Annotated in this window: 13 protein-coding genes; 1 reads left to right on the forward strand and 12 read right to left on the reverse strand. The window is 59.0% G+C overall.

The features are described from left to right. Positions 1–23 precede the first annotated feature (23 nt). The 11 genes from ACTNBY_RS03730 to ileS all read right to left on the reverse strand — a co-directional run bounded on the left by ACTNBY_RS03730 (position 24) and on the right by ileS (position 12,643). Complete coding sequence (locus ACTNBY_RS03730; RefSeq protein ID WP_427747351.1) at positions 24–1,433, reverse strand: AI-2E family transporter; 1,410 nt, start codon at positions 1,431–1,433, stop codon at positions 24–26. Further along, a complete protein-coding gene (locus ACTNBY_RS03735; protein ID WP_427717298.1) occupies positions 1,430–2,221 on the reverse strand; it encodes an RNA polymerase sigma factor SigF in 792 nt (263 codons plus the stop codon). The genes ACTNBY_RS03730 and ACTNBY_RS03735 overlap by 4 nt, the downstream gene beginning before the upstream one ends. 1 nt (position 2,222) lies before the next feature. Further along, complete coding sequence (locus ACTNBY_RS03740; RefSeq protein ID WP_154515503.1) at positions 2,223–2,600, reverse strand: ATP-binding protein; 378 nt, start codon at positions 2,598–2,600, stop codon at positions 2,223–2,225. After that, positions 2,593–3,183: a hypothetical protein gene (locus ACTNBY_RS03745; RefSeq protein WP_441016303.1), complete on the reverse strand. Its 591-nt coding sequence runs from the start codon at positions 3,181–3,183 to the stop codon at positions 2,593–2,595. Before ACTNBY_RS03745 ends, ACTNBY_RS03740 begins: the two co-directional genes overlap by 8 nt. 100 nt (positions 3,184–3,283) lie before the next feature. Further along, positions 3,284–4,633: a replication-associated recombination protein A gene (locus tag ACTNBY_RS03750; protein WP_441063409.1), complete on the reverse strand. Its 1,350-nt coding sequence runs from the start codon at positions 4,631–4,633 to the stop codon at positions 3,284–3,286. 60 nt (positions 4,634–4,693) lie between these two features. Beyond that, a complete protein-coding gene (locus ACTNBY_RS03755) occupies positions 4,694–5,941 on the reverse strand; it encodes a deoxyguanosinetriphosphate triphosphohydrolase family protein (protein WP_441063411.1) in 1,248 nt (415 codons plus the stop codon). 31 nt (positions 5,942–5,972) lie between these two features. Beyond that, a complete protein-coding gene (locus tag ACTNBY_RS03760) occupies positions 5,973–6,395 on the reverse strand; it encodes a prepilin peptidase (RefSeq protein ID WP_441063413.1) in 423 nt (140 codons plus the stop codon). A 79-nt stretch (positions 6,396–6,474) separates the two neighbouring features. After that, positions 6,475–7,770, reverse strand: a complete 1,296-nt coding sequence (locus ACTNBY_RS03765) for a glycosyltransferase family 2 protein (protein ID WP_154515488.1) — start codon at positions 7,768–7,770, stop codon at positions 6,475–6,477. An 82-nt stretch (positions 7,771–7,852) separates the two neighbouring features. Next, entirely contained in the window at positions 7,853–8,866 is a 1,014-nt protein-coding gene (locus tag ACTNBY_RS03770) for an RluA family pseudouridine synthase (protein WP_441063414.1), read from the reverse strand. Continuing rightward, on the reverse strand, positions 8,866–9,447 hold the full coding sequence (lspA, locus tag ACTNBY_RS03775; protein ID WP_441063416.1) for a signal peptidase II: 582 nt from the start codon (positions 9,445–9,447) through the stop codon (positions 8,866–8,868). The genes ACTNBY_RS03770 and lspA overlap by 1 nt, the downstream gene beginning before the upstream one ends. A 418-nt stretch (positions 9,448–9,865) precedes the next feature. Further along, complete coding sequence (gene ileS / locus ACTNBY_RS03780; protein WP_441063460.1) at positions 9,866–12,643, reverse strand: isoleucine--tRNA ligase; 2,778 nt, start codon at positions 12,641–12,643, stop codon at positions 9,866–9,868. Positions 12,644–13,153: 510 nt separating this feature from the next. Between ileS and ACTNBY_RS03785 the strand changes: the two genes are divergently transcribed. Next, on the forward strand, positions 13,154–14,242 hold the full coding sequence (locus tag ACTNBY_RS03785) for an iron-containing alcohol dehydrogenase family protein (protein WP_441063417.1): 1,089 nt from the start codon (positions 13,154–13,156) through the stop codon (positions 14,240–14,242). A 154-nt stretch (positions 14,243–14,396) separates the two neighbouring features. Here the strand turns inward: ACTNBY_RS03785 and ACTNBY_RS03790 are convergent, their stop codons facing one another. Next, entirely contained in the window at positions 14,397–14,849 is a 453-nt protein-coding gene (locus tag ACTNBY_RS03790) for a DUF523 domain-containing protein (protein WP_441063418.1), read from the reverse strand. Positions 14,850–14,860 lie beyond the last annotated feature (11 nt).

The following is a 14,860-nucleotide window of genomic DNA, read 5'->3' on the forward strand; positions in this document are numbered from 1 at the left end:
TATGAACTTGAACTTGAAATGGCTTACTGCTCATCATCGTCCATGGAACCGTCGATGCCGGTATTGGTATCGTCGTCCGAGTTGGAATCGTCGTCTTTGGCGAAGGGATTCTTGAAAAAGCCCGTAGCATCGGGCTGAAGGCCCGAGAGCTTGATCCAGGGGTTATCGAGCTCGGGCCTGGGCATGGCCTGGGCCTCGGGCGCAGTCTCGTTACCGATGAGCTCGGACTCATAGATGAACGTATCGTCTCCAAGCGCGTCATAAGCGGCAACCGGGTTGCCCTCGGTATCGCGATAGGGCGTGCCCTTAAACACGGCGCCGTCGTATGCCACGAGCTGACGGCCGGTCTCGTTCTCAAAGTAGTAGACGAAAATGCCCTTGAGGGCCGCGCACAGCGGAATGGCGATAACCATGCCGATGGCGCCCATAAGCGCCGAACCGATAACGAGTGCCGTCAGGCTCATGATGGGATGCACCTGGACCGAGCTCTGCATGACTTTAGGCGAAATGACGTTGTCAGTGACATTTTGCGCCACCATGGTCACGACCAAGGTCCACAAAGCCAGCATCGGGCTGAACATAAAGCCGAGCACCGTGGCGATCGCCGCGCTCACCCAGGGACCGACAACCGGGACCAAGTGCATAATGCCCGTAAAGATGGCCATGAGCGCCGCGTAGGGATGGCCAATGAGCGTAAAGCCGATAAAGGCCAGGATGCCACCGCAGATGGACGTCACGACCATGCCGCGCATATAACCGCCAACCGAGCGCGAAAGAATCGCGACCATAAAGCGGTACGAGGTCTCCTTTTCCTGCCCTATGATGGTGCAGACCTCGTGGTGCATACGGGGATAGTCGCAGGCCAGCCAATAGGCAAGCACCAGACCCAGGAAGATGACGAACAGCTGCGAGGCCGTATTGGTAATGAACGGGAATACACCGCGACCAAGCTCGGCGGCAATCTGAGACACATACTTGGACGCCACGGTAACCAGCGAAGAAAGATTATCGTCCAGATACTCTTTGAGCGGCGTGTTGTTGAGCGTCTTGGCATGCGAGACCATCTCGTTGAGATCACCGCCCGCAACACGAAGCTGCTCAGGCAGGCGACTCAGGACTTCCATGATCTGGCCAAAGAGAATCGGCGACAAGATGCAAACGACACCGACGAGCACAGCAACGACCACGATCAGCGCGATGAGCGAACCAATGCCACGGTTGACGCCGTGATGCTCGAGCCAGTTAGTGATCGGCGACATCACAAAAGCGATGATGGAACCAACAGCTAGAAACTCGATAACCGGCGCCAAAATACCCATAAGGTTAAAGATGACGGCGGCGATGACAATGCAGCCGACGACGGCCCAAATGCGAAGCGTCAGAATACGGGTATCGCGCAGCGCGCGATCGGTTTGTTGGGGGTGTTCACTCATGAACGAACCATCACTCCGTCGGGGTCGATCTTGTCCTGAACCTTCTTAAGGGTACGGCGCAGCAGGCGCGAGACCTGCACCTGCGAGATGCCCAGCTTCTTGGCGATCTCGATCTGGGTCATGCCCTTTACGAAACGCAGCTCGATAACCTCGCGCTCGCGCGGCGAGAAATCGCGGATGGCCTCCTCAATCACCAGGCGGTCATCGGTAAAGTCGAGCTCGTTGTCGTCGTCGGCGTAACGGTCGAGAATTGAAGGCGCGTCGTCAGAATCGGACGCACCGGGGGCCTCGATGGGCACCGAGGTATAGGCCGAGGACGATTCCATGGCCTCCAGCACCTCGTCAACGGTCACGTCTAGGTACTCAGCGATTTCCTCAACCTTAGGCGAGCGCTGTAGCTCGTTAGTGAGCTTGTCGGTGGCCTGGTTAACCTTGGCAGAGAGCTCCTGTAGGCGACGCGGAACGCGCACACTCCAACCCTTGTCGCGGAAGTGACGCTTGATCTCACCCAAGATGGTGGGCGTGGCAAACGTGGTGAACTCAAGTCCGCGCTCGGGGTCAAAGCGGTCGATAGCCTTGAGCAAACCCAGATAGCCGACCTGCATGAGGTCGTCGAGCGGCTCGCCGCGATTCTTAAATTTGTTGGCAAGAAACCTTACCAGGTTCATATGGGACATGACGAGCTGCTCGCGGGCGTCCGGATCACCGGTCTCTTTGTAGCGACGAAACAGCTCGCGGGTTTTCTCCTTGTCCCAAGCGGTCTTACCGCTCCGGGAACGTTCGGTCATATTAGATATCCGCCTTGAGATCGAGGGAAAGCGTCAGGGGCGCCGCAGTCTTTTCGTAGGAATCGCACACGCTTGCCAGAATGAGCTCGGCATATACGGCGGCCTGGTCATCCTCATCGACAGTCGCCTGGTCGCCAAAGGTGAAGGTCATGCCCACGTGAGACTCGTCGACATCGAATTTGATCGAGATAACGTCAGAATCAACGGCCGTGCAGCCAAAGATGAAGGCCTCCTCGGCAGCCATACGAATGTCCTCGATGCGATCGACGGACATGGAACACAGCGCGCCGACATTAGCCGCCGTCATGCGCACCAAGCGTGCCAGACGCGGATCCCCGGCAACAGTCAGCGTGATAGAGCAAGTTGCTTCACTACTCATCGCAGGACTCCTCGGAGGTCTCGGCGGGCGTGTAGGTGTAATACCGGGCTGCTTTAGCAGCAGGCTTCTGTGCATCATCGTCACCGGCAGCGGCATCGTCCCCGGCTTCGCCAATCAGGACACGCTCGGTCGGCTGCTCGGCTTCGGCGGCAGCGGAAAGATTATGCTCGGCGTCGACCGCGGGAGCCTTCACCTTGTTAAAGAGTTTCTGAACGGCACCGGCCGCAGAGTCGGTCACACTCGACACGGCATTGCTGGCCTCGGCCATGCTGCCCGTAACCTCGGAAATGTCGCGAACCACGGCTTCGACCTCTACGAGATTGGAGGTAAGGGCGTCGACGGCGGTCTTGCTCGACTTGAGGAGCGGCTCAACCTGCGCCAGCGCGGGGGTGAGCTCATCGACGGCGCCATCGAGCTTTGCAACCACGGGCTGAGCCTCGGCGATGGTGTTGTTAAGGTCGCTCACCGTCTTGTCGAGCGAATCAACGACAGTGCGGGTCTTTCGCAGCGTGAGCGCGAGCTCGATGACAGCCCACACGCCGGCAACGGCGAGCAGCAGCAGGGCGATTTGGATGGGACTCATACAAGCCTCCCGAAGGAATCGAAATACAGACGCTGTTCATGGTACCCCAAAGGTGGCCGAACATGCCAAAAGCAGCAACGTGAGACAAAATTACCAGCAGCTACTTCGGTGCATTCCCGCTACGGTCGCGCTCGCTTTGCTCTACACGCCACTCTTCCCAGCCGCGGCCGGCAGGCTGCCAAAACGCACCGCGCTCCAGCCCCTCGGGCAAATAGCGTTGATCGACCCAGCCTTCGGGATAATCATGCGGATACTTATACACACCGTATTCGTCGCTGCCCGGGCGATGACGATCGCGTAGATAGCCCGGCACCTCGCGCAGCCCACTTGAATGAATATCGGCCAACGCCGCATCAATCGAGGCCTCACACGCGTTGGATTTTGGCGCCAAGCACACATAGAGTGCAGCCTGAGCCAGATTAATGCGGCACTCGGGATAACCGATGACCTCGGCAGACTTAAACGCGGCATGCGCCACCAATAGCGCCTGCGGGTCGGCGTTGCCAACATCCTCAGAAGCCTGAATCATAATACGGCGAGCGATAAACTTAGGATCCTCCCCCGCATCGATCATGCGCGCGAGCCAATAGATCGTGGCATCGGGGTCGCTGCCGCGCATAGACTTAATAAACGCGCTGATGATGTCGTAGTGCATGTCGCCGTTTTTGTCATACGAAAAACCACGGCGCGGATTGGCAATCTTTACGTCATCCACGGTAATGGGATAACGCTCCCCCGCCGCCGGCGCTGGCGTTCCCTCGGTATCGGGACGCGTGACGGCAATCTCGCTCGCAAGCTCGAGCGTCGTGAGTGCCGAGCGAGCGTCACCCGCAGCCAGCGTGCAGATGGTCTTAACCGTATCCTCATCGGCCGAGAACTTGCCGTTCAAACCCTGCGGCGCCTCGAGCGCACGCTCGATAAGCGTGGCGATATCCTCGTCCTTTAAATGTTCAAGTTCCACCACGCGACCGCGCGAGAGCAACGCCGAGTTGACCTCGAAGTACGGATTCTCCGTCGTAGCGCCAATCATAATGACGGTACGGTTCTCAACCGCATGCAGCAGGGCATCCTGCTGCGACTTGGAGAAGCGGTGAATCTCGTCGATGAAAAGAATGGTGCGACGGTCGTACGTATTCAGGCGCGTCTTGGCCTCGTCAATCACGCGGCGAAGGTCCTTCACAGTGCCCGTCACGGCGCTGACCTCGACAAACTCGCTCTTGGTATGGTTGGCGATAATGTGGGCCAGCGTCGTCTTGCCCGTACCGGCCGGCCCATACAGAATCACACTCGACAGCACGTCATGCTCAATCGCGGCACGCAACCACGAGCCCTTACCGACGGCCTTTTGCTGGCCCACGTACTCGTCGAGCGAATTGGGCCGCATGCGCACCGCAAGCGGCGCATTCTGAAAGGAACGCTCACGCGTCGAAGCAGAAAAAAGGTCGTCCATAGCCATCCCGTGCATCATTCAAAAACGTTTTCCATGAACAGTATACCGAATATATACGAACTACCGTTCGTTAATATAGGTACGGTGCGGAAACATCAATCCCGGGAACAGCTTGCTCGTGAGCTCGCAGAAATAACCGTCCGTCATGCTCGCAATGTAATCCACGACCGTCTGGTCCTTATCGTCCTGCCATGCATAGGTGCGATCGTAGTAGGAAAGCTGCTGCTCAATGCGAGAAATGTGGTGCTTAAAGATATACGAGGACTCGTCGCCTTCGTTTATATCCCGCAGGCAACGGTCATAGAGCTTTTCGAAGGCCTCGCGCAGCTCCGCTTCGGAGTCGCCTTCTATGCCGCCCTTGCTATAGATCTTCTCGTAGTTCTCGCGCTTGGCCCGGCGGATCTCCTCAAACAGGTCCTCGCTCATCTCGATGCGCGGCTTGCCATAGCTGTGCTCGACGATATCGATAGAGGCATGCGTAAGGATCCAGCTGTTGTATGCACCGCCCAGGTCATCGTCAAAGGCGTCGGGTGACAGCAGGCCCGCCGCAATGGCGTCTTGGCGATCGCGCCCAACGTAGGCAAGGATATCCGAGATGCGAACCACGCAGCCCTCGAGCGTCATGGGGCGCAGGTGCTCAATTACGCTATAACCCGTGGCAATGCATTCCTCGACGGTTCGGTCGAACTGGTCAAAGGAACCCATGTCCGAAAGCTCAAAAACACGCTGTTCGTACTCGCCGTTGTGGCACAGTACGCCATCGAGCGTCTGGAGCGACACGTTGCGGCCGTACAGCGCGTCGAGCACGCGGACCGACTGCACATTATGGAAAAAATAACGCCCCGTGCGCTCATGATAGATGTCGTTGAGGAAACGCTCACCGGCATGGCCAAAGGGCGTGTGGCCCAAGTCGTGGCCTAAGCCAATCGCCTCGATCAGATCGCAGTTGAGGCCCAGAGCACGCCCGATATCGCGAGCGATGCGCGAGACAAGCTGCACGTGCAGGCCGCGGCGCGACAGATCGTCGTTGCTGCGAAAACTGAAGACCTGCGTTTTGCCTGCATAACGTGTGTATGCTGGCAGATGCAGAATCTTTTCGATATCGCGCATAAAGGCCGGACGCATAAGCGTGCCCTCGTCTGCGGCCCGATCGACACGGCGGATGGCCTGGTCGTCACCGCATCGATAGGGATTAACGACACCCGAGGCGCGGTCGGCGGCAATACGCTCGACCAGCTCGGGCGACAACGCCGCGGGAATGCGATCCAGGCGCGCCTTGATGGCGGCTGTCTGTTGATTGATTGCCATGGCATGCTCCTTAAAAAGGGCGCGCAAACGGTTACAGCGTACTACCCACGAACTCGATTATGGCAAATATTGGCACCAAAAACGGCAGCAAAGGCAGCGAGCGCGATTTTACGATGAGACAGGCGGCGGCAAGGGTCAGAAGCGCAGCCGCAAACGCGACGACACCGCCCAGGGGATCGAAGGCGCAAAGGGCAAAGAGCGCCTTGGCATCCCCCATGCCAACGCCAGGGGCATGGCGAAGGCGACGCCAGAGTGACTCAGTAAGCACAAGGGCAAGGTAGACGATGACCGCAAGACCGGCGTGGTCAAGCGCCATGTTAACGCCCTTGTCGAGCCAGACGCCTGCAAACGCCGCCACCGCACACGCGCCGGCAAGCTCATTGGGAAACCGCCGCTCGCGGGCATCAATCACCGCGCCGGCAAAGATGCAAATCCAAAACGGGATATAGAACATCGAAACCCCTCAACTGAGCGCTCAAACGTAAAACCACCGCAAAGGTTCTATATCCCCTTTGTGGTGGTTTTGATGGTGGTTATTTGGCGCCCTGCATGACCTCGTCGAGGGTAACGCTTACGGCGTGCTGCGTCGGCACCCAGTCGACCTTCAAGAACAGCGCTGCCACCGTAATGGGGATATAGCTGAACATAAAGATCGGGAAGGTAAACAGGTTGGTTACCAGACGCCACTTTTGCGCGCAGTGAATATGCTTGTATTCAAAGATAGTCGTGAGCAGCGCCAGGATAAAGAAAGTCTGATACATCATAGCGAAGGTCATAATGAGCGAAGCGGCACACGCCTGCATCTCGACTTCGGTAGCCAAGAAACCGTGCGAAAGGCCGCCCACGATGAGGAACGTCGCATTAGCGAGCATCGAGATCAGAGAGAGCAGCATGCCCGGTGCGATCGTCATAAACATGTCGTAGGCGGCAAAGCGATGATAGCGGAAGGTCGATTTGACCAGGTGCTTACCGTACGTAAAGAACACCTGGTAGAAACCCTTGGTCCAACGCATACGCTGTTTCCAGGATGCCTTAAACGTCACGGGCTGTTCGTCAAAGAACTCCGCCGGCGCATAGCCAATGCGAATGCCGTGAATGGCACAGAACGTGGTGAACTGAATATCCTCGGTCAGCGTGTGGAACTGCCAGCCGTGCATACCCTCGATAACGCTGGCGGAGATGAGGTAGCCCGAACCCGAAACGGCGCAAGACGTCTTACAGATGTTGCGCGCGTTGTTGAGAAAGCGCGCCTCGCGCAGGTACCACGTGGCATTAGCTGCCGAGATCCACGAGCTGCCAAAGTTCTTGGAATTGCGATAGCTCGTAACAACATGGAAGCCCTGGTCAAAAGCATCGTTCATCTTGGACACGTAATCGCGGGCGATAACGTTATCGGCATCGAAGATAAAGTAGCCTTCAAACGTATCGGGATACTCGTTAAGGATGCGGTCGAAGCCATAGTCCATGACCCAGCTCTTGCCTTTACGGGCCAAGTCATTGCGCTCATAGACGACGGCGCCCGCCTCACGCGCGAGCTGCGCCGTGTTGTCGGTGCAGGCATCGGCGACCACGAAGACCTCGATAAGCTCGGACGGATAATCTTGGTCCTTAATGGAGCGCACGAGGTTGGCGATCACGGCCTCCTCGTTATGCGCCGCGATAAAGAAGGCATAACGATGGAGCTTCTTGGCCTTGGGAGGCGCGACCTCACCACGAAGAGCGCCGATGACAAAGAAGACCACCTGGTACAGAAAGCAGACCGTAAGCAGCGTGACGACAATCTGGTTGAAGATCACGATAGGTGTGTTGGTTTGTAAAAAGGCGAGCATGCAGGCTCCCAGGAACGCGTGACGTAAACAACCGTATATCTTACCGCAGGCTTACGGAGTTCAAGAAACCACCTAATACTGGCTAGGCCTCGAGCAGACCGAGCTGAGGGACGATTTCGTTGCCAGCGGCAGTGCGACCCAGCGAACGCGGGGCCAGATCATCCAGAACCGCCGCAAGATCCCATGGCAGCTCGTCACGGCACTCGATGTGCTCCCCCGTCACGGGATGATCGAACGCCACACGCCAGGAATGCAGGAACTGCCTGGTCAAACTCTGATCGGCACGAGCATCGCACTTACCATAGAGTGGATCGCCCACGCAGGCGTGGTTGATATGGCGCATGTGCACGCGAATCTGATGCGTGCGGCCGGTAAACAGGTGACACTCGACAAGCGTGTAGCCGTCGTCGAAACGCGTGGAATCAAAGCGCTCAAGGACCTTAAAGGTCGTGATGGCTTGGCGCGCAAAGGGGTCATCGGAAACCGCCATCTTCACGCGGTCGCGCGTCGATCGGGCAATACCGGTGTTGATAGTGCCCTCGTCCATGGCGATGTGCCCGTGAACGAGCGTAATATAGCGACGGTCGAGCGTGCGCGTGCGGATGAGATTTTGAAGCGCACGCTGGGTGTCGTCGTCTTTAGCCGCGAGCATAAGACCCGAGGTATCGCGATCCAGACGATGCACGATGCCGGGGCGGTCCTCGCCCTGCACGGTACCCAGATGGTCGATGCCGCAGTGATAGACCAAGGCATTCGCAAGGGTGCCGCTCTCATGACCATGCGCAGGATGGCACACCAGGCCGCGCTGCTTGGAGAGCACCATGAGATAGTCGTCCTCATAGCGAATGTCGAGCGGGATGGCCTCGGGGATCACGTCGGTCGGGTCATGCGGCTCGGGCAGGTCGACCGAGATGCGGTCACCGGAGCGTACGGCATACTTTTTAGATAGGCAGGTCTCGCCGTTGACGGCAACGGCGCCTCCCTCGATCAGATGCGCGCAGGCAGAGCGTGTGGGACAGCCATCGTTGGCGCCCAGATAGGCGTCGAGACGTTGACCGGCGCAATCGTCGGCAACGAGAATATGGATGTCGGCCATTAGCGCTCATTCCTTTCGCGAATCTTGCGGGCACGCTCCCCACGCTGCTTAGCTTTACGTTTGGCGCGGGCCTCGTCACGGGCATTGAGCTCGGCGGTCGCATCGACCTCGCGAGCGGCGGGACTCAAGAACATGTATCCGATGAGCGCCAGCACGACACCGGCGGTAATGCCGATATCGGCCACGTTAAAGACGGGGAAATCAATGAAGGTAGTGGCAATAAAATCAGTCACAAAGCCCATGGCCAGGCGATCGATCGCGTTGCCGATGGCGCCGCCCGCAACCATGGCCATACCCACGACCTCTAGGCGAGCGAGCTGAGGAGCACGGAGCAAGTACACGGCAATGGCGACAATAGCCGCAAGCGCCAGCACGGCAAACGCTATGCCATGCCCCTCGCCCATGCTAAAGGCAGCTCCGATATTGCGGACAAACACAAAATCGATCACGCCGGGGATAACAGTCATATGCAGGGTATCGCCCACAGCACGAACCGCAAGCTTGGTCAGCTGGTCAACAAGCAACACAAAGAGCGCCACCCCACCAGCAACACCCAACCGCCAACGCAAAGGCGGCGTCATATCCGCACCACGACCCAAAGAAATCCCCTACCCTCAAAACAATCGAATTCCATTTAACGCAAATAACCATCTTATATTGCCATACGCAGAACGCACGACATATCCACCAATGCGACAAAGGGGCTGTCCCCTTGTCCCTTCACCGGGTAGTCTTTTTGGGACGGGGCTTTTTTAGCTACCCAGTCCAGCGCTTTCGAAGATTAAGTCCTTATTTGAGGTAGGGCAGCTAAAAAAGCCCCGTCCCAAAAAGACTAACAGCGGATTGGGTCATATGAGAGAAAACCCGCCAGAGCGAGCAAGGTGCCTTGAAGCGAAGCGGCATAGACCTTCTGGTCATGCCGCCGAAGCTGAAAGGCAGATTGCCGCTCTGGCGGGTTTGCAGCGTCAACCTGTTACGCGGTTTGGTAAAACCGCGTAACTACAAGGCATTCGCGCAGCGCTTGCAGATATGCGCGTGACCGTTGTACTCGCCGACGGTGGTGCGATAGTTCCAGCAACGGTCGCAGCACTCGCCCTCGGCGGCCTCAATAGCAACGGAAAGCTCCTCGCCCTGGGTCAGCTCAACATCGGAGACGATGTAGAACTCGGCCAGATCGACGGCCTTGTCGCCGGTCAGCAGCGCATACATCTTGGCGGGAACGACCGCCTTGACGCGGACCTGCTGGCTCTTGGTGAAGGTGCCGGCGGAGCGGGCATCCTCAAGGGCCTTGGTCACAGCGCTACGGAGCTCGAGCGAGGCCTCGAGCACGCCCTCGAACTCATTGGCCTCGTCGACCGTGATGGGCGACTTGTACCAATCGAGCAGCGCGGCGTACTTCTGGTGATCGACGCAGCCGGCGGGCGCATAGGCCATGGCCTCGTCGATCGTGTAGGACAGGATCGGCTGCAGGTCGCGCATGAGCATCGAGAAGAGCTCGGCCAGCACGGTCTGGGCGCTGCGGCGCTCGAGCGAGCCGGGCTTGTCGCAGTACAGGCGGTCCTTCAGGGCGTCGAGGTACACGTTGGAAAGCTCGGTAACCACAAAGTCGTAGAGCGCACGGTAGGCGCGCGGGAACTCGTAGCTGGCGTAGGCGTCGTCGACCTCGGCCTGGACCTGGGTCAGACGGGCAACCATGAGCTTGTCGAGCGGCAGCAGGTCGGCAAAGGCGACGCCGTCGGTCTCGGGCTCAAACTGACCCTCGAGCTCGGAGAGCAGGAAGCGCAGCGTGTTGCGGAAACGACGGTAGGCATCGGACGTACGAGCAAGGATCTCGTGGTCGATGGAGACGTCGGAGCTGGTATCGACCGAGGCGACCCACAGGCGGATGATATCGGCACCCATCTCGTCGCAGACCTTGTTGGGGTCGATGACGTTGCCGAGCGACTTGGACATCTTGCGGCCCTGGCCATCGAGCGTGAAGCCCTGCGAGACGACCGCCTTGTACGGGGCGTGGCCGTTGGCACCCACCGAGGTGAGCAACGAGCTCTGGAACCAGCCGCGGTGCTGGTCGGAGCCCTCGAGGTACACATCAGCCGGGTACTCAAGCTCGGGGCGATACTCGCAGACGGCCTTCCAGGACACGCCGGAGTCCCACCACACGTCGAGGATGTCCTTATCGGCCTTGAGGTGATGGCCGCCGCACTTGGGGCAGACGCAGGCCTCGCCCAGGTAGCTCTCGGGAGCGTCGGTGAACCAGGCGTCGGAGCCCTTCTCGTGGAAGAGCTTGATGACGGCGTCGAGCGTGGCGTCGTTCATGACCTTCTCGCCGCAGTCGGCGCAGGTGTAGCTGGGGATAGGCACGCCCCAGTTGCGCTGACGGCTGATGCACCAGTCGGGACGCTGCTCGACCATGGCACCGATGCGGTTGGCCGCGTGAGCCGGATACCACTTGACGTTCTCGCGGATCTCTTTGCCAGCCTGCTCGCGCAAACCGGTCTTGTCCATCGAGACAAACCACTGGTCGGTAGCACGGAAGAGCACCGGGTGCTTGCAGCGCCAGCAGTGCGGATAGCTGTGCGTGATCTTCTTCTCGAGGACCAGGGTGCCGCGCTCGCGCAGGAACTCGATGATGTGCGGATTGGCCTCGTCGGTATCCATACCGCTGAAGGGGCCACCGGTACCAAACTCCTCGCCGGTGTAGAACTTACCGTCGTCATCGACCGGCATGCAGATATCGGTGATGCCCTCCTTGAGGCAGGCGAAGTAGTCGTCGACGCCGTGGCCGGGCGAGTTGTGGACGATACCGGTACCGTCATCGACGCCGACGTAATCGGCCAGCAGCGCCACGCCCTCGACACCGTCAAAGATCGGCTGCTTGTAGTGGATGTGGTGGAAGGTCTCAGCGGGAACCACATAGGGCTTACCGTCGACCATGACCGGGGTGTACTCCCAGCCAAACTCCTCACAGCACTTGGGAGCCAGGTCCTCGAGCATGACCTCGGCACGGCCATCGTGCTCAACGGCAACATAGGCGGCGCCGGGCTTAAGGGAAACGGCCTGGTCGGAGGGGATGGTCCACGGCGTGGTCGTCCAGATGATGAAGTCAGCCGGGCCGTCGAAGCTCTCGAGACCGGCAGGCTTAGTGGTCATCTCAAAGCGCACGAAGATGGACGGGCTCGTCTCGTCGGAGTACTCGATCTCGGCCTCGGCCAGCGCGGTGTGGCAGTGCTTGCACCAGTGGACGGGCTTATGACCGCGATAGATCATGCCCTTGTCGAACATGGCCTTGAAGACCTCGATGTCGGCGGCGTCATGCTGGTGATAGAGCGTCAGATACGGATTGTCCCAGTCGCCAAGCACGCCCAGGCGACGGAAGCCGGCCTTCTGCAGCTCGATGTTCTCGACAGCGAACTTATTGCAAAGCTCGCGGATCTTAGCCGTGGAGGTCTGGTTGAACTTCTCGGTGCCGAGCTTCTCCTCGACCTTGTGCTCAATCGGCTGACCGTGGCAGTCCCAACCGGGGACATAGGGAACCTCGTAGCCCTGCATCATCCAGTAACGGTTGATCATGTCCTTAGAGATCTTGTTCATGGCGTGGCCGATGTGGATCGGGCCGTTGGCATACGGAGGGCCGTCGTGCAGCACGAACTTCTTGTGACCCTTGTTCTTCTTTAGAACTTGCTCGTAGACCTTGTTGTCCTGCCAGTCCTTGAGTCGCTTGGGCTCGGACTTGGAAAGACCGGCACGCATGGGAAAACCGGTCTTGGGCAGATTCATCGTCTGCTTGTACTCGTTTGCCACGGTACCCCTTTCTTGTCATGGGCGCGCACGCCCTCTGGGCACCAAAAAAGCGCCCGTCCCTGCAAGCTGGGACGAAGCGCCACAAGACAGGCAGTCTGCCCGTAAAAGCTCTTCGCTTAACCACCCAGCTTAGATGCCCTCGCCCGCGTCGCCGCGCGCTCGCATCCGTTACTCGGCTGGCCTGTATCGACGACCATCTCGGCGATATCTACTAAGACGTGCCTGCGCGGCACGTCCGTTGGGACCGCAGCTCCGGGGTGATTTTCATCGGTCGCATGCACGGGTTCTCAGCGCTCCCCGCTCTCTGTAGCATGCGGACGGCCGACTACTCGTCCCCATCAACGCTTATGCGGAGTATGCTAGCACGTTCCGCGCCGACGAAAAACCCTCAACACCGGTTTTATACGTTCGAAATTTCTCGCGGCTGTGGACCTTCTCTAGGAGCAAAATACCTGAAAGCACTTTATCGAACGAAAGAAGGTTGCTATGCGCACGATCGGAATGAGCGACTATACCGTCGGCGAGGACTGCTTCGACGAGCTGCCCGGCGCGCTGGCCGAATACGGTGCGACCAAGGTCGCAATCATCGGTGGCAAGCGAGCACTGGCTGCAGCACTTCCCGGTATCGAAGCCGCGCTGGCAGGCACCGGCGTCGAGGTTCTGGAGACGCGCGTCTACGGCACCAACAGCACACGCGCCAATATCGCCAAGGTCGTAAACTCCCCCGCCTGCCAGAAAGCCGACGTGCTTATCGCCTGCGGCGGTGGCAAGGCACTCGACACCGTGAAGACCGCGGCTATCGAGCTCAAGAAGATCGTCTTTACGGTGCCGACGATCTGTTCCAACTGCTCCGCCGCGACCGCCATTGCCGTTGTCTACAACGACGACGGCTCGCTCGAGGGCTATTCGTACCCCAACCGCCCCGCGCACATCTTCATCAACCCCAAGATCATCGCCGAGGCACCGGCAAAGTACTTCTGGGCCGGCGTAGGCGATGCCCTGTCCAAGCAGCCCGAGGTCGAGTACGCCACGAGCGCCGGAAATTTGGAGCACACCGCCGGTCTTGGCCTGGCACTCGCCCACACCTGCTCCGAGCCGCTGTTTAACTATGGCGTCCAGGGTCTTGAGGACGTGCGCCAGGACCTGTCGAGCGAGGCCGTCAAGCAGATCGCGCTCGACATCGTGGTCAACACGGGATATGCCTCGAACCTGACCAACCAGAACGATTACTACTACAACTCGAGCGTGGCACACGCGTTCTACAACGCCACTTGCAGCATTCCGCGTGAGGGCACCTACCTGCACGGCGAGGTCGTAAGCCTGGGCGTGCTCGTGTTGTTCGCCTACACGGGCGACAACGAGAACCTTGAGCGCTATGCCGCCTTTAACAAGCAGATGGGCCTGCCCGTAACGCTTGAGCAGGTCGGGCTTTCCGAAGCCGATATCCCTGCCCTGTGCGAGTACGCGCACGCCACCAACGAGTGGAAGCAGGGTAACCCCGAGCCCTTCACCGACGAGAAGTTCGCCGCCGCCATCAAGGCCGCCAACGCCTACGGCCACACGCTCCTCGCCTAACCTACCAAAAAGGGACAGGTTTAACCTACCAAAAAGGGACAGGTTTATTTTGGCAGGTTTTATCTGGGCAAACGCCATTGAATATCTGTTGAAATTGTTTAGCTTGCCAGTAAAGGGGGCGACCATCTACTCGATAGCCGCCCCCTTTCATTTGCTATTCCAACATGCTCGGGTCAAATTCACTTGCGGGAATCACACGGTACCCGTGGCGCAGGAGCAGGTCGACGAAGACACCGTTGCCCGCGGTGAGCGTGCCGCTAAAGGTGCCATCGTAGACGCGACCTGCACCGCACGAGGGGCTACGGTCCTGTAAGATGCACGCGGCGATCTCTTCCGGCCCGCCCGCCTGCTCGCACATGTCGAGTGCGCGCTCGGCACCCAGGCGAAACTCACGATCGACCGAGGCGCCCTCGCAGGTACGGACCTCGCCGTTCACAATCTCGGACGGCTTGCGCGGTGTGGGCAGGCCGCCAAAAACCTCAGGGCACACGAGGAGCACCTCGGTTCCCGTGCGCTCGCAAGCCTCAACAAGCTCGCGATGATAATTATCGAGCCCGTTATACTTGCAGCTCTCGCCCATCAAGCAGGCACTTACCACGATCTTCATATACAACCCTT

Origin of the sequence: Collinsella sp. HCP28S3_E12 (assembly GCF_052065595.1) — a bacterium.
Lineage (GTDB): Bacteria > Actinomycetota > Coriobacteriia > Coriobacteriales > Coriobacteriaceae > Collinsella.